The sequence below is a fragment of the Iodobacter sp. BJB302 genome (assembly GCF_002735645.1).
Lineage (GTDB): Bacteria > Pseudomonadota > Gammaproteobacteria > Burkholderiales > Chitinibacteraceae > Iodobacter.
The window spans coordinates 1-22,887 of the sequence record NZ_PDZG01000017.1 but is presented as its reverse complement, the minus strand read 5'-3'; the positions used below and the strand labels follow the sequence as shown (position 1 = coordinate 22,887).

The window sequence follows — 22,887 nt, the reverse complement described above, 5'->3', positions numbered from 1 at the left end:
GCATACCCGAATGGCGGTTTGAGAAAATAGCTGGCGCATATCAGCTTCCTAAACCTTTAACCGCAGCGATAAATACTTCGGCGCGGTGGTGATAGTTGCGGTACATATCGAGGCTGGCGCAAGCTGGGGAAAGCAGCACAACATCGCCGCTTTCAGCAAAGTTGCTGGCAAACTGCACGGCCATTTCCATATTGGGCAGTTGCAGGATGGGCAGCAGATGTTCGTTATCAAAATCTACAAACTGTGATTGGGCTTCATTGAGCGCTTCGGCCAGAATGGGGGCGTCGCGGCCAATCAGAATCACCGCGCGGCAAATGCGCTCGCATGCGGCTTTAAGTGGGCGGAAATCCTGCCCCTTGCCATCGCCGCCAGCGATCAGCACAACAGGGCGGGTCATGCCTTTGAGTGCCGCTTCGGTTGCGCCTACATTGGTGCCTTTGGAATCATCAAAGTAATCAACGCCCTGAACCGTGGCCACATACTCCACCCGGTGGGCAAGGCCTGTGAATGATTTCAAAGCGGCCAGCAGTGGGGCTGTTTCTAAGCCAATGGCGCGGCAAAGTGCGATAGCAGAAAGTGCATTCACTGCATTATGTAAGCCTGCAACGGGCAGCTCTGCCGCATTGAACAGCGCTTCATCCCCAAGGCTTAAGGTGAATTCGGCCCCTTTCAGGCCGTACTCATCAGCGGTACGCGGCGCATCGGCACCAAACCAGACAATCTGGCGGGATGGCAGTGCTGCTGCCATGGCCACACAATGTGCGTCTTCGCGGTTGAGTACCACAACGCCAGTACCGGCAAAAATAGCAGCCTTAGTGGCGGCGTAATGCGCCAGATTTTTATAACGGTCTAAATGGTCTTCGCTGATATTCAGTACGGTGGCTGCATCGGCATTCAGTGAGGTGGTGGTTTCGAGCTGAAAGCTGGAAAGCTCCAGCACAAACACATCGGCATCCGGTCTGGCGGTGAGCGCATCCAGCACCGGCAGGCCGATATTGCCAGCCATCACGGCTTTTAAACCGGCGGCTTCGCACATCTGGCCGACCATGCTGGTGACGGTGGATTTACCGTTGGAGCCGGTGATGGCAATGACTTTTACGCCAGTGCCGGCAATGGCCTGAGCAAATAATTCCACATCGCCCAGAGCAGGCACGCCACGGGCCACTGCTGCAGCAATGGCCGGGGTGGCAAGTGACACACCCGGGCTAACAATCAGCGCACCGGCATCTGCAAACGTGGCATCGCTGAATGCACCCAAGCGCAGTTCAATATCAGGATGGGCAGTATGCAGCAGTTCCAGGTTTGGAGGCGTGCTGCGGCTGTCTGCCACCGTGACGCGCGCGCCCTGAGCGGCCAGCCATTTAGCAGCAGAAAAGCCCGATTCGCCTAAACCCACAACGACGCAATGTTTGCCTTGGTAATTCATTTTCTTCTCTTTAATGTCTACAAGCTAAAACCCAAACTACCTAAAGAACCCAAATCTTAAAGCACGGAGAAAAGGAGAACACGGAGGGGCACGGAGAAAGGCAAGAGAATTACAGGCCCATTTCTTCGTTCTGAAGGTTTTCTCCGTGTAACTCTGTGTCCTCTGTGGTTCAAGATTCGGGTTTAATCTGTTTAACGCAGCTTCAGCGTTGCTAAACCAGCCAGTACCAACAGCATGGTGATAATCCAGAAACGCACGACAACCTGCGTTTCTTTCCAGCCTTTTAATTCGTAATGATGGTGAATCGGGGCCATTCGGAAGACTCGTTTGCCGCGTAATTTAAAGCTGGCCACCTGAATCATTACCGACAACGCTTCCATCACAAACACGCCGCCCATAATCAGCAAGACGATTTCCTGGCGAACAATCACCGCCACAATACCGAGGCCAGCACCAAGCGCCAGTGCGCCCACGTCACCCATAAAGACTTCGGCTGGATAGGCGTTAAACCATAAAAATCCCAGCCCTGCACCGGCCATGGCCGCACAGAAAATCACCAGCTCGCCTGCGCCGGGTACATGGGGCACGCCCAGATATTTGGAAAACACCACATTGCCCGCAACATAGGCAAAAATGCAAAAAGCAAAAGAAATCAGCACCGTTGGCATAATCGCCAGCCCGTCCAGACCATCCGTTAGGTTGACCGCATTACTGGTGCCCACAATCACAAAGTAAGTCAGCACGCAAAAGCCAATCGCGCCAAAGGGGTAGAGAATCTGCTTAAAAAATGGAATCACAAAGCCGGTATTGGCGGGCAGGCTGCCTCCGGCGTGGACCAGAAATACCCCAGCACCAATCGCAATCAGCGATTGCCAGAAAAGCTTGGCTTTGGCCGATAAACCCTTAGGATCTTTCAGCGCAATTTTGCGGTAGTCATCCACAAAACCAATCACACCCGTTGCCATGGTGACAATCAGCGCCAGCCATACATACTTGTTGCGTAAGTCGCCCCAGAGCAGGGTGGTTAAGCCAATCGCCAGCAAAATCAGCGTGCCCCCCATGGTTGGGGTGCCTGCTTTAATTAAATGAGCCTGTACACCGTCAGTACGGACAACCTGACCTACTTTTAAATCGGTTAATTTTTTAATGACCCATGGGCCCATCGTCCAGGAGATGCCCAGCGCCGTCATGGTCGCCAGCACCGCCCTGAGGGTGATGTAGTTAAAAACATTAAAGGCGCGAATCGATTCGCCCAGCCATTGGGTTAACAGCAACAACATTTACATCTTCTCCAGAGTGTTCATCACTACGCCATCAACGACGCGTTCCATGCGCATAAAACGCGAGCCTTTGACCAAAAGCGTGGCCGTTGGCGTTAAATCAGTGCGAACCGCTGCGATTAATGCTGCAACGTCGGCAAAATGTTGTGCCGTTCCGCCAAAGGCCGTACTGGCCAGCTGCATTTGCTCGCCCAGGGTGTAAAGCGCGCGTATGCCTTTGCTGCGGGCGTAAGCACCAATTTCCTGATGCCGCTCTGCTGTATCGCTGCCAATTTCACCCATATCGCCTAAAACCAGCAGGGTTTCCGGGCCAAAGCCCGCCAGAACATCGATGGCGGCTTTCATTGAATCGGGGTTGGCGTTGTAAGTGTCATCAAATACTTTTGCGCCATTAAATGCATTTTTGCTTTGCAAACGGCCCTTAGTGCCTTCATAACCGGCCAGCCCGCTGGCAATGTCTTCAGCGCCAATCTTAAGCGCATGCCCTACGGCAGCTGCGCCCAGCGCATTAAGTACATTGTGTAAGCCAGGGATTTGTAAATCGACCTGAGCTGAATCATCCGGGGTGCAGAGCGTAAATTGCGCGCCATGAATATGTGCACACAAATTACGTGCATATACATCGGCATTACTGAGGCTGAAGCTGACTTGCGGATGCTCTTTGGCCAGCTCGCGCCAGAGTGGGGCATAGTCGTCATCGTTATTGATAATGGCGTAGCCACCAGCAACCAGGCCTGCAAAAATTTCACCCTTGGCCTGCGCCACGCCTGCTACGCTGCCCAGTGCTTCCAGGTGGCAGCGGCCTGCATTGGTGATGATGGCGATATCGGGTTTGGCGATATGGGTGAGGTAGCTGATCTCATCAAAATGATTCATGCCCATTTCAGCCACAACATAGCGGTGCTGTGCACGGGCAGCCAGCAGGGTAAGCGGCAGGCCAATATGGTTGTTTAAATTGCCCCGGGTGGCATGCACCGAATCCTGGCCCTGGTGTTGAGTCAGCACGGCAGAAATCATTTCTTTCACCGTGGTTTTGCCGTTGCTGCCGGTAACACCAATTACGACCTGGCCTGCCGTATTTTTAAGCAGCTCGCGCCAATAGGCTGCAAGCTGCCCAAGGGCGGCCAGGGTATCGCTGACTAAAATATGCGGCCCGGCAATCGGTGTATCAACGATGGCGGCAACGGCTCCAGCGGCAATGGCGGCATCGGCAAACTCATTTGCGTTAAATTTTTCACCACGCAAAGCAATAAATAAATCGCCCGCACGAATATCACGGCTGTCTGTGGTGACACGCGCAAAGCGAGCCTCGCCAGCGCCAGTGAAGGAGGCTTTCAGAGCCTGTGCGGTTTCTTGCAGGGACAACATTATTTTTTCTTCCTTGCTAAAGCACGGTTTGCAATGGCGACATCATCAAACGGATGACGAATTCCTGCGATTTCCTGGTAAGTTTCGTGGCCCTTGCCTGCGATCAGCACAACGTCTTTGGCTGTTGCCACATCAATGGCGTCGCTGATGGCAGAAGAGCGGTCTGAATCGATGCTGTAGTTGGCATGGCCGCTGCCAGGCACGCCGGAAACGCCTCGTACGATGTCCTGAATAATGGCTTGCGGGGTTTCGCTGCGCGGATTGTCTGAGGTGATAATCACTGCGTCGGCAAGGCGGCAGGCAATTTCGCCCATCAGCGGACGCTTGCCTTTGTCCCGGTCGCCGCCGCAGCCAAAGATGCAATAAAGGCGGCTTTTTTCCGGCATGGATTCGCGCAGCGTGGTCAGCGCTTTTTCCAGCGCATCCGGGGTGTGTGCGTAATCAACCACAATCAGGGGGCGCTCATCGCCGCCCAGCTTTTGCATCCGGCCCGCGGCGGGCTGAATCCGGCTGAGCACATCGGCAGCTTGCGCCAGTGGTACATCGGCAGCGAGTAAAACAGACAGGCATGCAAGCAAATTGCTGGCATTAAAACGGCCCAGCATCGGGGAATTAATATTGCACAGGCCGTAAGGCGTGGCGACTTCCAGCTCTAGGCCGGCCAGTGTTAAGTTGATTTTTGTGGCGCGAATGCCGCCGTTTTCCAGACCATAGGTCAGTACGCGGGGGGCTTTGCATTGAGAAGCCAGCTCGCGGCCAAAAGCATCGTCGGTATTGATGACGGCGGTTTTTAAGCCTTCCCAGTTAAACAGCAGGGCTTTTGCTGCGCCATAGCTGCCCATATCACCGTGGTAATCCAGGTGATCGCGGGTAAGGTTGGTAAATACCGCCACATCAAAATGAGTGCCGTGCACGCGGCCCTGATCCAGTCCATGCGAGGAGACTTCCATCGCAATATGGCTGGCGCCCTCTGTTTGCAGGCGGGCCAGCCAGCCTTGCAGGGTTACCGGGTCAAGCGTGGTATGGGTCGAGCTTTCTAATTTATCAATAAAGCCATTGCCCAGCGTGCCGAGCACACCGGTTTTGTTGCCGAGCAAATTAAAGGCTTGCGCCAGCCAGTTGGCGATCGATGTTTTGCCATTGGTGCCGGTAATCCCGGTTACAAACATCGATTGCGACGGGTTGCCCAATAAATGAGCTGCTACAATCCCGGCTTGGGCGCGCAGTTGCGGGATCGCCAGATTGGGCGTTTTCCACGCTGGATTCCATACAAAGTCTTCTGCTTCCCACAGCACGGCTGCTGCGCCAGCTGCGATCGCATCCGCGATATAGCTGCGGCCATCGGCGTATTCACCCTGAAAGGCAAGGAAGACGTCACCCGCCTGAACGCTGCGGCTATCGGCTACAAGACGCGCGCCCGCAGCGATGGCATCGATCGCAGGAAGGTCGGGAGTAGGGAGGTTCCAGCTCACAGCTTTCATATTTCTTCCTTTAGTCCGGCTGGTTTAAGGCACGGAACAAGGGTGGTTTTGGGTAGGGACTCTCTGGCGCTATGCCGCCCGGAGTATCGCTTATGTTTCTTCTTTCAACTCTGGTGCATCCAGCCCTGGCAACAAGATATTAGTAATCGGGGCATCGGGCGGAACACCTAACATCCGCAAGCTGCCCGACATAATTTCCTGAAACACCGGAGCAGAAACGGTACCGCCGTAATAACGATTCCCTACCGTGGAAGGCTCATCAATCAGGACCGCCACAATCAAACGCGGGTTGGAAACCGGTGCAAAGCCAATAAACGACACTTCGTACTTTTCCCGGGAATACTGGCCATTTACAATCTTGCGTGCCGTACCCGTTTTACCGCCAACTCTAAAGCCCACAATCTGGGCTCTGACTGCTGTCCCGCCTGCCTGGGTTACGGCTTCCAGCATGTTTTTTACTAAATCAGCCGTCTGGGCTGAGATCACTTGTTTACCCGGGCTTGGCGCCACCATCTTGGTAAAGGTGATCGGTTTCATTTCGCCGTGGTTGGTAAATACCGAATAGCCACGGGCCATTTGCATCAGGCTGACCGATAAACCGTGCCCGAATGACATCGTGGCTTGTTCAATCGGCCGCCAGGTTTTCCATGGGCGAACCCGGCCAAATGCCTCTCCCGGGAAACCACTGTGCGTTGATGCACCAAAACCATAATTATTAAAATATCCCCATAATTCTTCGCGGCTCAGCATCAGGCCAATCTTGGCCGCGCCCACATTGCTGGAGTGTTTGAGCACGCCTTCCGGGTTCAGCGCGCCATAATCTCTTGTATCTTTAAAAGTGGCCGGGCCTATCGTCATCCGCCCTGGCGAGGTTTGGATAATGGTTGATGGCTTAATGAGGCCTTGTTCTAAACCGGCAGCAACAACAAATGGTTTCATCGTTGAGCCAGGCTCGTAAGTATCAGTCAGTACCCGGTTACGCTTTCTGGCTAAATCAACGCGCTCACGGCTATTGGGGTTGTATGAGGGCAAATTGGCCAGTGCCAGTACTTCGCCCGTTTTTGCATCCAGTACAACGGCAGCACCTGCTACTGCACCTGCCGCTTCAATCCCTTTTTTTAGCTCCCGGTACGCCAGATACTGGATCTTGCGGTCGATGGACAGCTGCAGGGTTTCGCCATCTTTGGCGGGAACAATGGTTGAAACGTCTTCAACGATATAGCCGCGCCGGTCACGAATCACAGTACGGCTGCCAGGCTTACCTGCCAGCATTGCTTCACGGGTTAATTCAAAACCTTCCTGCCCTTTGCCATCAATGTCGGTAAAGCCCACGATATGCGCCATCACATCGCCCGCCGGGTAATAACGGCGGTATTCGGTTTGCGTGTACACACCCGGTACATTGAGTGCCATCACGGCCTTGGCATCGTTTGGCGACATATGCCGGCGTAACCACAGAAAATCGGGGTGGATTTCTTCGCCTTTCGAGTTTTTTCTGGAGTTACTTAATTTCTTGTTTAACTCTTCTTCCGGCAGCTGCAATGCTGCCGCCAGTTTTTTTAACTCACTACGCGACACAGGTACCGGGTCTTTCTCTGATTTTGGCTCCCAATCTGCTGGGCGCTCCTGCCCTGCCGGCAGTAATGTCATTCCACGCGGGCTGGCCCAGATGGATTGCACCGGGGTAGAAATCGCTAATGGTTCGCCATTTCTGTCGGTAATCATGCCGCGATTCGAAGCTTGCTTAAGGTTGCGCATATAGCGCGCATCACCCTGCTCCTGCAAAAAGCCTTCGTTCCACGCTTGTAAATACAGGCCACGGCCCAGTAATACGGCAAAAAGCGAGAGTAAAAAGCCAACTACAACCCATACCCGCCAGCGCTCCAGCTTTGGCTGTGGTGCGGCAAAACGCTGATGACGTGATTGCCCGCCAACTTGGCGGGGGGGCCTTGCTAATTTCATTCGGTCACCGGTTTTGCTACGCGTTCACCGTGCGGCAGGATCACTTGCGTACGGTTTGGTCCTGGCACTTGCATGCCTAATTTTTGTGTTGCTTCAGCTTCAATGCGTGAATGCATGGCCCAGGTGCTTTGCTCCAGCTGCAGCTGTCCCCACTCAACATCGAGCTTACGGCTTAAGACTTCTTCCTTTTGCAGTTCGCCATAAAATTTGCGCGCCTTATGCTGGCTGGTAATTAAAGCCAGCGCGCACGCAATTAATATGACAAGCAAAAAAAGGTTTAAACGTGTCACAGGGCAATTCCTGTTCTTTCTGCTGTGCGCAAGATTGCACTGCGGGCACGCGGGTTTTCATCCACTTCTTTTTCACTGGCGCGAATCGGCTTGCCAATGATTTTGACAGGTGGCTCGGCAATATCAGCAGCGCGCACAGGCAGGCGCGAAGGCAGCTTGTCGCCCTGGGCTGCATCTTGCAGAAAGCGTTTCACGATGCGGTCTTCCAGCGAATGAAAAGCAATCACTGAGAAGCGGCCGCCCTGATTCAGCATCTCTAAAGCTTGCGGCAGCGTCAGCGCAAGCTCCTCAAGTTCGCGATTGATGTAAATCCGTATAGCTTGGAAGGTACGTGTCGCCGGATTCTGCCCCGGCTCGCGGCTACGGACTGCCGTTGCCACGATCTGGGAAAGCTGGCCGGTGGTGAGAATCGGTTCTCCCGTTCGACTCGTAACAATCGCTGCTGCAACCTGTTTAGCAAACCGCTCTTCGCCATAGTCTTTTACCACCTCTGCAATTTCTTTCTCATCGGCTAAATTCAGCCATTCGGCCGCCGTCATACCGCGCGTGGTATCCATGCGCATATCGAGCGGGGCATCAAAGCGAAAACTAAATCCCCGGCTGGCGTCATCAAGCTGAGGAGATGACACGCCTAAATCCATCAGCACACCGTCCACGCTTGCAATGCCACGCAGATTTAATTCTTTTTGCAGATTAACGAAGCCTTCGTGAACGATGGTGAAGCGCGGATCGGTGATGGTGGCTGCCTCAGCAATCGCCATCGGGTCTTTATCAAAAGCAATCAAACGGCCTTCAGGGCCCAGTTTGGAAAGGATGAGGCGCGAGTGACCGCCCCGGCCAAAAGTGCAATCGACATAAATGCCATTTGGCTTGATCGCCAGTGCGTGCACGGCTTCTTCAAGTAAAACGGTGGTGTGTATAAGCGTCAAAGCACGATGTCCTGCATTTGTTTTGCCAAATCGTCTGGACTGATATCCATAACGGCTTGAACCTGAGCGGCCCAGCGGGCTTCATCCCAAAGTTCGAATTTATTGCCCATGCCAACAAGGGCGACTTCTTTATCGAGCCCCGCCAGCTGGCGTAAACGGGGCGGAATCAAAATACGCCCAGCGCTATCGGGTTCGATCTCTTCGGCATGGCCGACGATAAAACGGCGAATAGGCATCTGAGCGCCAGATAAACGATTGAGCTGATCGCGAACGGGCAACCAGTCGGGTTCCGGGTAAACCAGCAGGCAGCCCGAAGGCTCGGCAGTAATCACTAAGCGGTTGGCGCAGTGCGTCCCCAGCACGTCACGATGCCTGGCAGGAATTGCCAATCGTCCTTTGCTGTCGAGATTTAAAGAAGCCACACCGCCAAACATGATGATTTACTCTTTTGTAAGGGTTAATGCTGCACTTTTACCCACTTTCACCCACTACTTCCCACTATAGAGTAAAAAAAAAGAGCGCACAAGCGCCCGTTTTTTAATTATTCTTTTGATACAATCACTTAGCTGCAATTTATGTAATGTACATTTTTCTCTTGTTTTATCTTGCATAAGCAAGCGCTAAAACAATTAAGTTAAAGTAAAACTTTAACTTAATTGTTAAATAATACGTCTTTTCCCATTTTTTATATTGATTACGCCTTGTGACAGAAAAATTACTGAATATCTGTTTGTTTGCCTTGCTTGTTTGGGCGCTTTGGCGGCGAATCAGCCCCTCACTTCGCTCCGAAATTGACCGCTCAATGAGGATTGCCTCAGTTGTTTTGCTCTTTGCTGCGGCTATTGCATTGTTTTTGCACATCTATTGAGCTTGCGTTTTTTACCAGGCAAACTGCCACGCTATGTTCAAAGAAACTTTTTTGCTATGTGCCTGATTGCAGATAAACTTTAAGAGTCGTTGTCAGCGCTTGTTGTTCTGTCCGACTAAGCTCTATTGCCTCTGGAGAACATTATGCTGATCCGCTCATCGACAGAAATATTACCTTCTGAAATTACACCTGAAGGCCTTTGGTTAAGCCGTCGTCAAATCATGACGGGAGCCGCTGCACTTGGGCTGGCGGCTGCTTTGCCTGCACAAGCGGCTGGTGAATTAGCTTATCGGGCCAGCCCTCTTTCTGCTAAAGACGATAAAAATAGTTTTGAGCAAATCACTCAATACAATAATTTCTATGAATTTGGCACGGGTAAAGATGATCCGGCCAAAACGGCACATACCTTAAAAACACGGCCATGGAATATTGTGATTGAGGGCGAGTGTGAAAAACCGCGTACTTTTTCAATCGACGAATTATTAAAAATTGCGCCATTGGAAGAGCGGATATATCGCCTGCGTTGTGTGGAGGGCTGGTCGATGGTGATTCCGTGGGTGGGTTTCCCACTTTCTGAACTGATTAAACGGGTTAATCCCACGTCTAAAGCTAAATACGTCGAGTTTATTTCGCTGGCCGATAAAGAGCAGATGCCGGGCGTAAATCGCTCGGTACTCGATTGGCCATATACCGAAGGACTGCGTATGGATGAAGCCATGCATCCTTTGGCGATTATGGCGGTGGGCCTTTATGGCAAGGTATTACCCAATCAAAATGGCGCGCCGGTTCGCCTGGTTGTGCCATGGAAATACGGTTTTAAAAGCGCTAAATCCATCGTAAAAATTCGCCTGACCGAAAAACAGCCGCAAACGGCATGGAATAAAGCGGCACCCAACGAATACGGTTTTTATTCCAATGTAAACCCGGAAGTGGATCACCCCCGCTGGAGTCAGGCCACCGAGCGGCGGATTGGCGAATTCTTTAAACGCAAAACCTTAATGTTTAATGGCTACGGTGATCAGGTGGCGGGAATGTATAAGGGAATGGATTTGAAGAAGTTGTTTTGAAAGGTTAAAAATTTAAACCCAAATCTTGAACCACGGAGGAAAAGGAGAACACGGAGAGCCACGGAGAAGAACTGAAATGCAGTACAACCTCCTTTTCTGGTTTTCCTCTGCGATCTCTGTGGTTTAAGATCTGGGTTTTATGTTTTATTCCAATATATGAAGGCATAAAAAAACGGAGCCGCTGGCTCCGTTTTTTTATGCTGGCAGTAAAGCCTGCTTCATTTTACTGAGGGCTTTGGCCTCGATCTGGCGGATACGCTCGGCAGAAACATTAAATTCTGCTGCCAAATCGTGCAGCGTTAAGGCAGAGCCTTCGTCGGCGAGCCAGCGTGTTTCCACAATCCGGCGGCTGCGTTCATCCAGGCTGGCTAGTGCCATTTGCAGGCCTTCGGTATGCAGCTTATCCGTCGCGCGGCGGGCCAGGGTGGCATCCGGTGCGCTATCGTGATCAGCCAGCCAGTCGATCGGTGCGTAGCCTTCGTCATCGTTGTCGTCGGCAATCAGCGAAATATCCTGGCCGCTCATCCGCGTTTCCATTTCCAGCACTTCTTCGCGTTTTACACCCAGATCATCAGCGATTTTTTGTGCTTCTGAGGTGGTGAGAGCGGCAAAGCCGGGCTTCATGGAGCGCAGATTAAAAAATAATTTACGCTGGGCTTTGGTTGTAGCGACACGAACCAGGCGCCAGTTGCGCAGTACGTATTCGTGGATTTCGGCTTTAATCCAATGCACAGCAAAGGAAAATAAGCGTACGCCCCGGCCGGGTTCAAAGCGTTTTACCGCTTTCATCAGGCCGATATTGCCCTCTTGGATTAAGTCTGCCTGAGGCAGGCCGTAGCCAGAGTAGCCGCGTGCAATTGACACCACAACTCGCAGGTGGGACATAACCAGTTGCTTGGCTGCCTCCAAGTCGTTGTCCTGGTGGTAGCGCTCGGCAAGGCTGTATTCTTCTTCCTGCGAGAGCATGGGGACAGTATTTACACGCTGGATATAGCTCTCGATGCTGTCGCCACCGGACAGTACGGGAAGTGTAAGTGCAGACGCCATGTTTAAATCTCTCCTTGCAAAAACTCTTGCTGATTCTAGCACTTGACTTGGCCGAGTGCTAAAAAAAAGCAAATATTCAGACTTTCGATTCAATCACACTATGGTGCGGTGAAGCACGGCAATTTTTCCTATCTGCTTAATAGAGTGAATTAATCATGAATCACTAAGCGGGGAAAATGGCGGCCAGACTGGCTTTAGCGCTGAGGAAGGCGAAAATTGCTTCCCGCCTTTTTCCTGGTGCTGCCTCAGGTAAATTGCCGTAAATGCCGCCAAACGGCAAGCCACGCGCCGACGAACGTCAGCAGGGTACACAGGCCGCAGACAATGGCAATCGTGCTCAGATCAGGTGATTGCAGGCTGAATTTTTGCCCGTAAGCCGTTGCCAGATCGCTTACCGCAGGGTTGATGTGAGACAGCATGCTGCCCACAATACCGCATGCAAGCAGCCCGCCCAGCAGGCCCTGCACCATTGCAAAATAGACGAATGGCCTGCGGATAAAGGCATCAGTTGCACCGATCAGCCTTGCTACTTCGATTTCTTCTTTGCGCGTTAAAATTTGCATGCGAATGGCATTGCCGGTAATCAGCGTGAGTGCTGTAGCCAGCAGTATGGCAATGACTTCGAATAATGTCTGGCCCAGGGCAAGTAGTCTTTCTAAGCGGTGTGCCCATGCAGAATCAAGCTGGACTTCTTCTACGCCTGGCCTGCTGATCAGGTCTTTTTGCAATGCTTCTAAAGTGCTGGCCTGGCCGTCTTTACTGCTTAATACAAAGGCATCGGGAAGCGGATTTTCGCTCAGCCCGGCTAAAAGATTGGCCGCACCAGAGGAGATTTGCATTTCTTTAAGTGCATCGTCTTTGCTGATAAAGCGGCTGCTGGCGATGCGCGGGTCTTTCTTTAATTGCGTTTTAAGCATGGCAAGGTCTTCTGCCGTGGCGGTATCGCGCATAAAAACAGAGATTTGCGGTTCTGCATGAATCTGGCTGGCTACACTGCTTAAGCTGCTGATGATCAGCCACAGGGCTAAAGGCAGAGCGGCCGTGATGCCAATCACCAGTAAATTCAGTGCGCTGGAGAAGGGGTGGCGAAACAAAGCACCTATGGTGCGCGCCAGGGATTGCAGATGGAGTCTGAACCAGTGTTTCATAGCGCCTCAAGCAGTAAATTGACCATTTTTCAGGCGCAGAATACGACGTCCGTAATCTGCCATCAGGGTTTCATCATGGGCAGAAATCACGATCGTGACGCCAACCTGATGAAAAGACTTAAACAGCTCCAGAATATCGTGGGCGTAATCGCGATCCAGATTGGCGGTTGGCTCGTCTGCCAGCAAGATAGCAGGGCGATGCACTACCGCGCGGGCGATACACAGCCGCTGCTGCTCACCCCCTGACAGCGAGACGGGATTAAGCTTTTCTTTACCGGCAAGACCCACTTTATCGAGTGCGGCCAAAACACGGCGGCGGCCTTCTCTGTGATCAAAGCCAATAATATCCAGCGGCAGGCTGACATTATCGATCACGCTGCGATCAAACAGAATTTTATGATCTTGAAAAATCAGCCCCAGATGGCGGCGGATATAAGGCAGCGAGCTGCGATTCATTTTCGCCATATTCTGCCCGTTAACGATCACCGCGCCGCCGCTGGGCTTTTCTATGCCCGCAATCAGCTTGAGCAGTGTCGATTTGCCCGCGCCAGAATGGCCGGCCAAAAAAACCAGCTCGCCACTTGGAATCTCAAAGCTTAAATTCTTAACGGCATCAAAGCCGCCAGGATAACGCTTACTGACTTGCTGAAATTGGATCATAGAAGCCCTGTCTTTGTTTTCCACGAATACGCTTAACCTTAAATCTTGAACTACGGAGTAAGATGGAGAAAACCAAGGCAAGCAATAAGCATCGTAAAGCAATCGATTAAATTGAACCCCGGCTTTTCGTTTATCCGTATTCTTTTTATAAAATGCTGTGTTTTCTGTATCTTAAAATGCTTTGAAATTTACATCTTCACCAGTACTTTGTTTTCGTACTGATTACCGCCAAATTCGAAGTATGTTACACCATGCTGAACAAAACCCTGGCGGGCATAAAACGCAATTGCACGGTGATTGTTAATATTGGTGCTCAGCCAGTAATGATGCGAGCCAATTATCTCTTCGTAGTAAGCCAGTAACTTGCTGCCCAGCCCCTGACCGGTAAACACTTCCTGAACATACAGCATTTGCAGCTCAACAGAGCCAGGCGCGGTTTGTTCCTCAGAGGCAAAATCAATTTGTGCAAAAGCCACCAGATGATGATCGATTTCGGCGATCAGTAATTGGTATCGGGGATCATTAATTAAAGCGGTGAATTTATCTGGTGTAAATTCGCTGAGCACATAGGCAGAAATATCCTGCCGAATGCCTGTTGTGGCATAGGTATGCAGCCAAACCTGAATCGCCAGCGCCGCCAGGTTTGGCGCATCCGCAGCGGTGGCAGGGCGTAAAACAAGGGAGTGATCCATTTGCTTACCTTGGCTGGGCTTGGTGCGCTAGTTTTTTTATAGGATGTGCAAGCCGCTTTTCTTGCTCACCGATTTTGCTGAAAAACGGAAGTTTCATTCCGTCATAAAATCCAAGTCTCAAAACACAGAGGGCACAGAGTTTCACGGAGAAAACCTTATCTGCTCTTTTTTCGTAGTTTAAAATTTGGGTTCTTATGATTTTCTCAGTGTTCCCGCTTTTTATTCTCCGTGCCCTCTGTGTCCCAAGATTTAAGGTTTATTAATCAAACAGCGCATCCACATAATCTTTGGCGATAAAGGGGCGTAAATCGTCGATGCTCTCCCCAACGCCCACAAAGCGCAGCGGGATGGGGCGTTGTTTGGCAATCGCGGCGATAATGCCGCCCTTGGCCGTGCCGTCGAGCTTGGTGAGAATCAAGCCGGTCAGGCCCAGTGCGTCGTCAAATGATTTCACCTGGCTGAGCGCGTTCTGGCCGTTATTCGCATCCAGCACCAGCATGATTTCGTGCGGACCAGTTGGGTCAGCTTTTTGCACCACGCGTTTTACTTTTTTGATTTCTTCCATCAAATGCAGCTGCGTAGGCAGGCGGCCGGCGGTATCCACAATCACCACATCAATGCCGCGTGCTTTAGCTGCGTTTACTGCATCAAAAGCCACGGCAGCAGAATCGCCGCCATCCTGGGCAATCACTTGCACGCCATTGCGCTCGCCCCATACCACCAGCTGCTCACGCGCGGCAGCGCGGAAAGTGTCACCGGCGGCGAGAAGCACACTCAGCCCCTGGCCTTGGAAATATTTAGCCAGCTTGCCGATGCTGGTGGTTTTACCCGCACCATTTACACCCGCTACCATCAGGATAAAGGGCTTATGCGTGCTAACATCCAGCGGTTTTTGCAAGGGGCTGATGAGATCGGTGAGGGAGCTTTGTAATGCGCCTTTCAGCTCAGAGCCATTTTTAAGCCCGGCAAGGCTTACACGATTTCGTACATCGCTGAGCAAATGTTGTGTTGCATCGATGCCCATATCGGCGGTGAGCAGGACAGATTCCAGCTCTTCGTACAGATCTTCATCAATCTGCCCGCCGCCAAACAGCCCCGCGAGGCTTTTACCCAGGCGATCACGTGTTTTAGCGAGGCCTGCTTTAAGGCGCTCTGCCCATGAAAGCTTGGCTTGTGGCTGTGCGGCTTCAATAATGGCTGCAGGAGCAGGAGCAGGAGCAGGAGCAGGAGCAGGAGCAGGAGCAGGAGCAGGAGCAGGAGCAGGAGCAGCTGCCTCTTCGGTTTTTAGCGGCTCAGGGTGTACCGCTTCAGTGGTGATTTCAGCTGCGTTAACAACAGGCGCAGCGGCGTGATGAATGGGGGCCGTGTCAGTTTGGACAGGCTCTGCCACCAGAGGTGTTTCTGGGGTGACCGGTGCAACCGGCTTTTTTTTGCGAAAAAAACTGAACATGAGTTTGCGGGTATTCCGAAAGATGGCGGAAAATGCGGGCAGCTTGTCGATAAGTCTGCGTTAAAAAAGCCTGATTGGGCTTTTTTAACAAGGCTGCCGGGCTATTTAATTACAGATTGCTAGGATTTTAACATGGCCGCACAGTTCAAAAACCAGGTTCGTATTATTGGCGGTGACTATAAACGCCGTTTATTGAAGTTTCCTGACGCAGAAGGCCTGCGTCCAACGCCTGACCGGGTGCGTGAAACGCTGTTTAACTGGCTGGGCCAGGAGTGCACTAATTTAACGTGCCTCGATCTTTTTTCCGGCAGCGGTGCGCTGGGTTTTGAGGCGGCATCAAGGAATGCCAAGCGTGTAGTGATGGTAGAGCGCGCTAAAAACGTGGCGGCCAGCTTAAAAGACAACCAGGCTTTGCTGGGCGCTGCCAATATTGAAGTGATTTGGGGCGATGCACTGCGCTTTTTGGATAGCACTGCAGAGCGGTTTGATGTGGTGTTTTTAGACCCGCCTTTTGCATCGGATTTTTTAGCACAAGTATTACCAAAACTACCACGCATCTTAAATGAAGGTGCCGTGATCTATGCCGAAACAGCCAACTGGCCGGATCGGGATGGTTGGGAAATTGTCAAAGAAGGCCGGGCCGGGCAAGTGAAATACGCCTTGCTGCGTGCGGTGGTGCAGAGTTAAGCCCTAAACGTAAGAAGCAAAACCCAAATTTTTAACCACTTCGGTCCGGTAGAACCCTGAGAGCCACGGAGAAAAACATATACAGGGTTTTCTCCGTGAAACTCCGTGATCTCTGTGACCTCTGTGGTTAAAGAATTTGTTTTTTTCCTAAGCTTGGTTTTCTTTACCCTGCTGTTCAATCAGCAGTTGGGTAAAGTCTGAAGCGCTCATGGGTTTGTAGCAAAAATAGCCCTGGATTAAGTGGCAGCCCAGTTTGGCCAGGTAATCGGCCTGGGCCTGGGTTTCCACGCCTTCGGCAATGAGTTTTAAACCCAGATTGGTGGCGATATCAATAATGGAGCGTACGATTGCGGCCGAATGATGATTATCTGGCAGGGCCTGGACAAAGGATTGGTCTATTTTTAAGTAATCAATCGGGTAATGTTGCAAATAAGCCAAATTAGAATAGCCCGTGCCAAAGTCATCCAGTGCCAGGCTAAAACCTGTGCTGTGTAATTGATTGAGTAGGCTGGATTGGCCACTTCCCATCAGCAGGCTTTCTGTCAGCTCCAGCTCGACCAATTCCGCAGGTATTTTGTGATAGCTTAAAATAGCGCTTAGCTCGTCAGGCAGCTGAGGTTTAAATTGCAAGGCAGATAAATTAATGGCCAGCCTATTTAATTTAATACCTATTTTTTTCCATTCAGCGATCTGGCTGATCGCTTCATTCAGCACCCAGCTGCCAATGCCCACAATCAGCCCTGTTTCTTCGGCAAAAGGAATAAAGTTTGAAGGCGGAATCATGCCTTTTTGCGGATGACGCCAGCGTATCAGTGCTTCCGCCCCCATTATTTTTTTGCTGGGTAAATCAATTTGCGGCTGAAAAAACAATTCAAATTGATTGAGATCCAAGGCGTGGTGCAGCTCGGCTTCCAGCTTGATTCTGTCCAGTGAGCGGCGGTTCATTTCACTGGAATAAAACAGATAATTCTGATTGCTTTTCTTGGCGCGCTGCATGGCTACAGTGGCATTATTAATCAGTGTTTCGGCATGATAGCCATCGTCCGGATAGATACTGATACCAATATGGCTTAATAAAACAATTTCCTGGTTTTTTAAATAAAAAGGCGCTGCCGTCGCTTGCAAAATACGCCTAGCAACCAGGATAGCGTCTTCTCTTTGCTCTATTTCAAAGAGCGCAATATAAAATTCATCGCCGCTGAACCGGGAAACAACGTCTTCTTCGCGTAATGCGGTTCTGATTCTTCTGGCCAGCTCGGCCAGTAGTGTATCGGCTTCAGAATGGCCGAATGAATCATTAATATGTTTAAAGCTATTGATGTTAAAGCAGAGCAGAGAGCCGTGTTTTTTTTTGCGCTTGGCTTCTGCTAAAGATTGCGCGAGCAGGGAAAACAGCATAGCGCGGTTGGGCAGATTTGTGAGCGTGTCGTAATAGGCCAGCTTATGGATTTTTTCTTCGGCAAGGCGCTTTTCGGTGAGATCAGAAAAAACCACAAAATAATGGCTTACCGTACCGTAATTGGTTTGCACTGCACTGATGGTGAGCCATGCCGGGAAAACTTCGCCATCTGCACGGCTGTCCCATAACTCACCTTCCCAGTGCCCCATTGCTTTAAGGGTGGCTTCAATGCTTTTAGTACTGTATTTCTTTTTTAAAAAGCTGGGAACGGTACCAATCACCTCGGCATTGCTGCGGCCGGTAATCTTTAAATATGCGTTATTTACGCTCACAATTAGCTTATTACTATCGGTAATCACAATGGCTTCGCGGGCGTATTCGATGATGCGGGTATAAAGCCGGCTGCGTTCTTCATTGGCAAGCTGGCTGCTGATATCCCGCACATAGCCGATCAGCCTTGTAGGCAAGCCAGCTTTATTTCGCACCAAAGTGAGGTGCAGATGGGCCCAAAAATCGCTGCCGTCTTTGCGCCGCCGCTTCACATCCATTTCGGCATGGCCATTGGCGATGACTTCATTAAAGAAGTCTTCTTCACCTTCGCTTTCTGCATCGGCGTATAAAAGCAGAATATGCTTACCTAGTGCTTCGTCTGCGCTATAGCCAAACAGCAAGGCGGCCCCACGGTTCCAGCCAGTGATATAGCCTTCCAGATCCATGGTGATCAGCGACGCTTCAAGCGCCGCATAAATGCCAGAGTCGCTGTCCAGCTCATTATTCATGCATCACCTGACGCCAGTAATTTTCTGACCCAGTGGCAGGCGTTGGTTTCAGATTGCAGCCAGTTGGCTGAGTGGGTATCTGGCAGCAGGCTGGCAAGCAGTGTGTTGTCTGCTGCCTCAATAGCGCCAAGGGCTTTAATGGCATTGCCGATGGGGCCTTCTGCGGCGAGTAAGCCCGCGCTTAGCTCAGGACTTAGCGGCAGCGGATTCAGAATTTCTGCAAGCGGCTGGCCAAACAGGCGATCCAGTAAAGACAGCATTCCTGCCATAAAAGCGGCATCGGGCTTGATATTGGGCAGTGCATCGCTGCCCGCCCAGCTTTCCAGCCGCTTGGCGCGTAAGGCGGCTAATAGCAGCAGCGGCGGTGTGCCGCTGTCGCTGCCAAATTGCTCTGCATAGAGCAAAAGCTGCAACCAGCGTTGCAGCTGGCGTCTGCCTAAAATAGCAATCGCTTGCCGTAAGCTTTCGGCATGAGCACCCCCTCCCACTGCCACAGAATTTACCAGCCTTAATAAGCTAAAAACCAGTTGAGGTGCTTTGGCAATCACCTTTTCAATGGCCGGGGTATCGGCATCGCTGGTGATCAGCCCCAGTAATTCAAGTAATACCGGCTTGCTGGGGTTGGGGCGGCCATCGGTTTTTTGCGGCGCAAGCAGCCAAGTGCCTGTCAGCCATACCTTTGGGGGGAGTTGGCTGGGCAGCGTGGTGATGCCGCAAATCAGGCCGGGGTCTTCGCTGGGGGTGGTGAGTAATCTGCGTGAGGTTTGAGGGAAAGGCAGTGCCAGCTCATTATTATTGAGGAGTACCACAAAGGGGTGGTGCTCGGGTAAGTCCGGGGGGAGTAAGCCATCGGTGCTTTCCCACAAGCAGGGTAGTTTTGCCAGCGCAGATTCAGCCAGCATAGGGGCCAGCATGGCAAGCTGAGCGCCATCCGCATGGGCACGCAGGGCAACCCATTGATTTTCAGTATTCCAAACAGGTTCGAGTAGCATGATCTGAACGCAGCATGATGACTCTTAACCCTAGCTCCGTCAGAAGCCATGGGCAAGGAGTCATTACGCTGTCAGCAATATTAATGGCTTTATTTCATCAGTCTATGCCGCTTGTGTATAGACCCTTGCTTCTCTTGGTGTAAGGAATACTGTCTCACCTGTCTTCCACTGGCCTTCTTGCTGGCGCTCACGGGTAAGCTCTACCTCTACAATATCTGCATTGGCTACTTCCACTTCCAGTCTGACTGTTGCCCCCAGCAGGCGCACATGGATTATTTTGCCTTCGATGGCAGATGAATTTGCCAGCCGGGAAAGATCAATTTCATGCGGGCGCACATAAACGGTGGCCGCCGAATCGCCAGCATCAGGCGCAGCAAAGCGCGTGCCGCCGACCTCTGCCCAGCCTTCATGCACTCGGCTGTGGAACAGATTTACATCGCCTAAGAACTGATACACAAAGGGCGTGGCCGGGGTGTCATAAACCTGCTCGGGCGTGCCAATCTGCTCGATCTGGCCTTTATTCATCACCACCACGCGATCGGCTACTTCCAGCGCTTCTTCCTGATCGTGGGTCACAAATACGCTGGTGATATGCATTTCATCGTGCAGGCGGCGTAACCAGCGGCGCAGCTCTTTGCGCACCTTGGTATCCAGCGCACCAAATGGCTCATCCAGCAGCAAGACTTTAGGTTCTACAGCCAGTGCGCGGGCAAGGGCGATCCGCTGTCTTTGCCCGCCGGATAGCTGAGCCGGGAAGCGATCGGCCAGCCAGTCCAGCTGCACCATATTTAAGAGGGCATGGACTTTTTCTTTGATCACGACTTCTGAAGGGCGGGTTTTCTTGGGGCGTACACGCAGGCCAAAGGCGACATTCTCAAACACCGTCATATGTCGGAACAGGGCGTAGTGCTGGAAAACAAAGCCCACCTGACGCTCCCTGACGTGGGTATCCGTAGCATATTCACCGTGGAATAAAATCTGTCCCTGATCTGGTGTTTCCAGACCGGCAATTACCCGCAGCAGGGTGGTCTTGCCACAGCCCGAAGGCCCAAGCAGCGCCAAGAGCTCGCCCGAGTTCACTTCTAAATTCAGATTATCCAGCGCGGTAAATGCCCCGAAACGCTTGGCGATGTTTTTGACTTCGATACTCATATTGAATGCCTTTTGATATTGCGTAGCAAAACCCACTCTTGAAACACTGAGGGCACGGAGTTTCAATGAGAAATCCTAAGGACTAACATGACGGTACAGGAAGCTAAGCTTTGCCGACTCCCGACTCCCGACTCCCCGATTTATTCCTCAACCGCATTCCGCCGGTCTGCTGCGGCTTGCTGCTCGCTTTTCCATTCCACATAGCTTTTTGCCGCAAGGGTTAACAGCGCAAGCAGAGCCAGGATCGAGGCGCAGGCGAATGCGCCGACAAAGTTGTATTCGTTGTAAAGAATCTCTACATGCAGCGGCACAGTATTGGTCATGCCGCGAATATGGCCCGATACCACCGAGACTGCGCCAAACTCACCCATGGCGCGGGCATTGGCCAGAATCACGCCGTAGAGCAGGCCCCATTTGATATTGGGCAGTGTCACCCGCCAGAACATTTGCCAGCTGGATGCGCCCAGCACGATGGCGGCTTGCTCTTCGTCCGAGCCCTGCGCTTCCATCAGCGGAATCAGCTCTCGGGCGACAAAGGGAAAGGTGACAAAAATGGTGGCCAGCACAATGCCCGGTACGGCAAAGATAATTTTGTAATCGTTTTCAATCAGCCACGGCCCCCACCAGCCTTGTGCACCAAACATCAGCACATAGATCAGGCCTGCAACCACGGGGGAAACCGAAAACGGCAGATCAATCAGCGTGGTTAGAAAGCTTTTGCCACGAAAATCAAAGCGGGCAATGGCCCATGCGGCGGCAATACCAAAAATCAGATTGGCAGGCAGTGAAATCGCCGCAACGATCAGCGTCAGCTTAATGGCCTGTACCGCATCCGGCTCTACAAGGGCCGCCAGATAAAGCTGCCAGCCCTGGCGAAACGCTTCGATAAAAACGGAGGCCAGCGGAATCACCAGAAAAATGCCAATAAACAGCAGGGCAAGGCCGGTGAGCAGATAGCGCACGGCGCGGCTTTCAGTGGTGACGATGGAGCGTTGAATTGTTGAAGCCATTATTTGTGCCCCCCTGTGCCTGGCCTAAGCCGCTTTACAATATTTTGTGTACTGGTGATATGTTGTGGAGAAGCCATTATTTACGTCTCCCCAGTCTTTTGGCTGCCCACCACTGCAAGCCGTTAATCAGCAGCAGCAGCGCAAAGGAGACCACCAGCATCACCACGGCAATGGCGGTTGCGCCCAGGTAATCGTATTGCTCCAGCTTGGAAATAATCATCAGCGGGGTGATTTCTGAAATAAAGGGCATATTGCCCGCGATAAAAATCACCGAGCCATACTCGCCAATTGCCCTGGCAAAGGCCAGTGCAAAGCCGGTTAACAAGGCTGGCAGGATGGTAGGGAAGATCACTTTGTAAAAAATCTGCCAGCGTGTGGCACCCAGGCTGCAGGCGGCTTCTTCCAGCTCGTGCTCTAAATCTTGCAGAACGGGCTGCACGGTACGCACTACAAATGGCAGGGTGACAAAGGTCAGCGCAATCACGATGCCGATAGGGGTGAAGGCAATCTTGAAACCCAGTGGCTCCAGATATTGGCCTATCCAGCCGTTAGGCGCGTAAATGGTCGCTAGTGCAATCCCCGCCACAGCGGTGGGCAGGGCAAAGGGTAGGTCGACCATGGCATCAATAAAGCGTTTGCCATAAAAATGATAGCGCACCAGCACCCATGCAACGAGCAGGCCGGTAAACAGGTTAATCAGCGCTGCCAGCAGGGATGCGCCAAAAGTCAGCTTATAAGAAGCCACTACGCGTGGCTCACTGATAATCTGCCAAAAGTGCTCCCAACTGAGCGCACTGGTTTTGATGAGCAGCGCCGAGAGCGGCAGCAGAACGATGATCGATAAATAAAATAGTGTGTAGCCAAGGCTTAAATTAAAACCGGGCAGCACGCTTGGCTGTTTGAAGCGCATGGTGAATCCGATGGGAGTGAATAGAGCAATGTTTAAACCTAGGTCTTAAGCCACGGAGTTAAGGAGAACACGGAGTTACACGGAGAAAACCCTCTCTAAGGATTAATACCGTTCACTTAAGGTGTTGGCTTTGCTTCCCCCTTGGTAAAAGGGGGATTGAGGGCAATGCTGTTCACTTTATGATTTTTATTCCCCAGTTATGCCGTTGATTAAGAATTTCCGTGCCTTTTCTACTTGCAAAATGCTTAGTTCGTCGTTTCACAACCCGCGGATTACTGCGTCCTGTTGGG

Annotated in this window: 20 protein-coding genes; 2 read left to right on the top strand and 18 right to left on the bottom strand. The window is 51.7% G+C overall.

Features of this window, described 5'->3' with window-relative positions:
* Positions 1–40 precede the first annotated feature (40 nt).
* The 8 genes from murD to mraZ form a co-directional block, all read right to left on the bottom strand.
* A complete protein-coding gene (murD, locus tag CSQ88_RS07655) occupies positions 41–1,426 on the bottom strand; it encodes a UDP-N-acetylmuramoyl-L-alanine--D-glutamate ligase (protein ID WP_099397518.1) in 1,386 nt (461 codons plus the stop codon).
* 191 nt (positions 1,427–1,617) lie between these two features.
* Entirely contained in the window at positions 1,618–2,706 is a 1,089-nt protein-coding gene (gene mraY, locus CSQ88_RS07650; RefSeq protein WP_099397517.1) for a phospho-N-acetylmuramoyl-pentapeptide-transferase, read from the bottom strand.
* Positions 2,707–4,074, bottom strand: a complete 1,368-nt coding sequence (murF, locus tag CSQ88_RS07645) for a UDP-N-acetylmuramoyl-tripeptide--D-alanyl-D-alanine ligase (protein ID WP_099397516.1) — start codon at positions 4,072–4,074, stop codon at positions 2,707–2,709. It lies immediately after the preceding gene.
* Complete coding sequence (locus tag CSQ88_RS07640; protein WP_099397515.1) at positions 4,074–5,555, bottom strand: UDP-N-acetylmuramoyl-L-alanyl-D-glutamate--2,6-diaminopimelate ligase; 1,482 nt, start codon at positions 5,553–5,555, stop codon at positions 4,074–4,076. Before CSQ88_RS07640 ends, murF begins: the two co-directional genes overlap by 1 nt.
* A 90-nt stretch (positions 5,556–5,645) precedes the next feature.
* Entirely contained in the window at positions 5,646–7,517 is a 1,872-nt protein-coding gene (locus CSQ88_RS07635) for a penicillin-binding protein 2 (RefSeq protein ID WP_099397514.1), read from the bottom strand.
* Positions 7,514–7,807, bottom strand: a complete 294-nt coding sequence (gene ftsL / locus CSQ88_RS07630) for a cell division protein FtsL (RefSeq protein WP_046352533.1) — start codon at positions 7,805–7,807, stop codon at positions 7,514–7,516. The genes CSQ88_RS07635 and ftsL overlap by 4 nt, the downstream gene beginning before the upstream one ends.
* Positions 7,804–8,736: a 16S rRNA (cytosine(1402)-N(4))-methyltransferase RsmH gene (rsmH, locus tag CSQ88_RS07625; protein ID WP_099397513.1), complete on the bottom strand. Its 933-nt coding sequence runs from the start codon at positions 8,734–8,736 to the stop codon at positions 7,804–7,806. Before rsmH ends, ftsL begins: the two co-directional genes overlap by 4 nt.
* Entirely contained in the window at positions 8,733–9,170 is a 438-nt protein-coding gene (mraZ, locus tag CSQ88_RS07620; RefSeq protein ID WP_099397512.1) for a division/cell wall cluster transcriptional repressor MraZ, read from the bottom strand. The genes rsmH and mraZ overlap by 4 nt, the downstream gene beginning before the upstream one ends.
* A 577-nt stretch (positions 9,171–9,747) precedes the next feature.
* Between mraZ and msrP the strand changes: the two genes are divergently transcribed.
* Positions 9,748–10,671: a protein-methionine-sulfoxide reductase catalytic subunit MsrP gene (gene msrP, locus CSQ88_RS07610; protein ID WP_099397510.1), complete on the top strand. Its 924-nt coding sequence runs from the start codon at positions 9,748–9,750 to the stop codon at positions 10,669–10,671.
* A 195-nt stretch (positions 10,672–10,866) separates the two neighbouring features.
* Here the strand turns inward: msrP and rpoH are convergent, their stop codons facing one another.
* From rpoH to ftsY, 5 genes are all read right to left on the bottom strand, one after another.
* Positions 10,867–11,718, bottom strand: coding sequence for an RNA polymerase sigma factor RpoH (gene rpoH, locus CSQ88_RS07605; RefSeq protein ID WP_099397509.1), 852 nt, complete (start codon positions 11,716–11,718; stop codon positions 10,867–10,869).
* Positions 11,719–11,963: 245 nt separating this feature from the next.
* On the bottom strand, positions 11,964–12,866 hold the full coding sequence (gene ftsX, locus CSQ88_RS07600; RefSeq protein WP_099397508.1) for a permease-like cell division protein FtsX: 903 nt from the start codon (positions 12,864–12,866) through the stop codon (positions 11,964–11,966).
* A 6-nt stretch (positions 12,867–12,872) separates the two neighbouring features.
* The gene (ftsE, locus tag CSQ88_RS07595) at positions 12,873–13,526 is read right to left on the bottom strand and encodes a cell division ATP-binding protein FtsE (protein WP_099397507.1); all 654 of its coding nucleotides are present in this window, start codon (positions 13,524–13,526) and stop codon (positions 12,873–12,875) included.
* Between the two features lie 188 nt (positions 13,527–13,714).
* Positions 13,715–14,218: a GNAT family N-acetyltransferase gene (locus CSQ88_RS07590; RefSeq protein WP_099397506.1), complete on the bottom strand. Its 504-nt coding sequence runs from the start codon at positions 14,216–14,218 to the stop codon at positions 13,715–13,717.
* A 259-nt stretch (positions 14,219–14,477) separates the two neighbouring features.
* A complete protein-coding gene (gene ftsY, locus CSQ88_RS07585; protein ID WP_099397505.1) occupies positions 14,478–15,668 on the bottom strand; it encodes a signal recognition particle-docking protein FtsY in 1,191 nt (396 codons plus the stop codon).
* 132 nt (positions 15,669–15,800) lie between these two features.
* Here ftsY and rsmD point away from each other — a divergent pair, with 132 nt between their 5' ends.
* Complete coding sequence (rsmD, locus tag CSQ88_RS07580; protein WP_099397504.1) at positions 15,801–16,355, top strand: 16S rRNA (guanine(966)-N(2))-methyltransferase RsmD; 555 nt, start codon at positions 15,801–15,803, stop codon at positions 16,353–16,355.
* A 147-nt stretch (positions 16,356–16,502) separates the two neighbouring features.
* On the opposite strand, the gene CSQ88_RS07575 is transcribed toward rsmD, so the two are convergent.
* The 5 genes from CSQ88_RS07575 to cysT form a co-directional block, all read right to left on the bottom strand.
* Entirely contained in the window at positions 16,503–18,533 is a 2,031-nt protein-coding gene (locus CSQ88_RS07575; protein WP_099397503.1) for a bifunctional diguanylate cyclase/phosphodiesterase, read from the bottom strand.
* Complete coding sequence (locus CSQ88_RS07570) at positions 18,530–19,525, bottom strand: HDOD domain-containing protein (RefSeq protein ID WP_099397502.1); 996 nt, start codon at positions 19,523–19,525, stop codon at positions 18,530–18,532. The genes CSQ88_RS07575 and CSQ88_RS07570 overlap by 4 nt, the downstream gene beginning before the upstream one ends.
* A gap of 102 nt (positions 19,526–19,627) precedes the next feature.
* Positions 19,628–20,677: a sulfate/molybdate ABC transporter ATP-binding protein gene (locus CSQ88_RS07565; RefSeq protein WP_099397501.1), complete on the bottom strand. Its 1,050-nt coding sequence runs from the start codon at positions 20,675–20,677 to the stop codon at positions 19,628–19,630.
* 140 nt (positions 20,678–20,817) lie between these two features.
* Positions 20,818–21,687, bottom strand: coding sequence for a sulfate ABC transporter permease subunit CysW (cysW, locus tag CSQ88_RS07560; RefSeq protein ID WP_099397500.1), 870 nt, complete (start codon positions 21,685–21,687; stop codon positions 20,818–20,820).
* 76 nt (positions 21,688–21,763) lie between these two features.
* The gene (cysT, locus tag CSQ88_RS07555; protein WP_099397499.1) at positions 21,764–22,597 is read right to left on the bottom strand and encodes a sulfate ABC transporter permease subunit CysT; all 834 of its coding nucleotides are present in this window, start codon (positions 22,595–22,597) and stop codon (positions 21,764–21,766) included.
* Between the last annotated feature and the right edge of the window lie 290 nt (positions 22,598–22,887).

Coding starts and splice junctions, on each gene's coding strand:
- ftsX (WP_099397508.1), bottom strand. CDS start 12,866: ATGAAACACTGGTTCAGACTCCATCTGCAATCCCTGGCGCGCACCATA.
- murF (WP_099397516.1), bottom strand. CDS start 4,074: ATGTTGTCCCTGCAAGAAACCGCACAGGCTCTGAAAGCCTCCTTCACT.
- murD (WP_099397518.1), bottom strand. CDS start 1,426: ATGAATTACCAAGGCAAACATTGCGTCGTTGTGGGTTTAGGCGAATCG.
- CSQ88_RS07575 (WP_099397503.1), bottom strand. CDS start 18,533: ATGAATAATGAGCTGGACAGCGACTCTGGCATTTATGCGGCGCTTGAA.
- cysW (WP_099397500.1), bottom strand. CDS start 21,687: ATGGCTTCAACAATTCAACGCTCCATCGTCACCACTGAAAGCCGCGCC.
- ftsY (WP_099397505.1), bottom strand. CDS start 15,668: ATGTTCAGTTTTTTTCGCAAAAAAAAGCCGGTTGCACCGGTCACCCCA.
- CSQ88_RS07640 (WP_099397515.1), bottom strand. CDS start 5,555: ATGAAAGCTGTGAGCTGGAACCTCCCTACTCCCGACCTTCCTGCGATC.
- rpoH (WP_099397509.1), bottom strand. CDS start 11,718: ATGGCGTCTGCACTTACACTTCCCGTACTGTCCGGTGGCGACAGCATC.
- CSQ88_RS07590 (WP_099397506.1), bottom strand. CDS start 14,218: ATGGATCACTCCCTTGTTTTACGCCCTGCCACCGCTGCGGATGCGCCA.
- mraZ (WP_099397512.1), bottom strand. CDS start 9,170: ATGTTTGGCGGTGTGGCTTCTTTAAATCTCGACAGCAAAGGACGATTG.
- CSQ88_RS07570 (WP_099397502.1), bottom strand. CDS start 19,525: ATGCTACTCGAACCTGTTTGGAATACTGAAAATCAATGGGTTGCCCTG.
- ftsE (WP_099397507.1), bottom strand. CDS start 13,526: ATGATCCAATTTCAGCAAGTCAGTAAGCGTTATCCTGGCGGCTTTGAT.
- CSQ88_RS07635 (WP_099397514.1), bottom strand. CDS start 7,517: ATGAAATTAGCAAGGCCCCCCCGCCAAGTTGGCGGGCAATCACGTCAT.
- msrP (WP_099397510.1), top strand. CDS start 9,748: ATGCTGATCCGCTCATCGACAGAAATATTACCTTCTGAAATTACACCT.
- rsmD (WP_099397504.1), top strand. CDS start 15,801: ATGGCCGCACAGTTCAAAAACCAGGTTCGTATTATTGGCGGTGACTAT.
- CSQ88_RS07565 (WP_099397501.1), bottom strand. CDS start 20,677: ATGAGTATCGAAGTCAAAAACATCGCCAAGCGTTTCGGGGCATTTACC.
- cysT (WP_099397499.1), bottom strand. CDS start 22,597: ATGCGCTTCAAACAGCCAAGCGTGCTGCCCGGTTTTAATTTAAGCCTT.
- mraY (WP_099397517.1), bottom strand. CDS start 2,706: ATGTTGTTGCTGTTAACCCAATGGCTGGGCGAATCGATTCGCGCCTTT.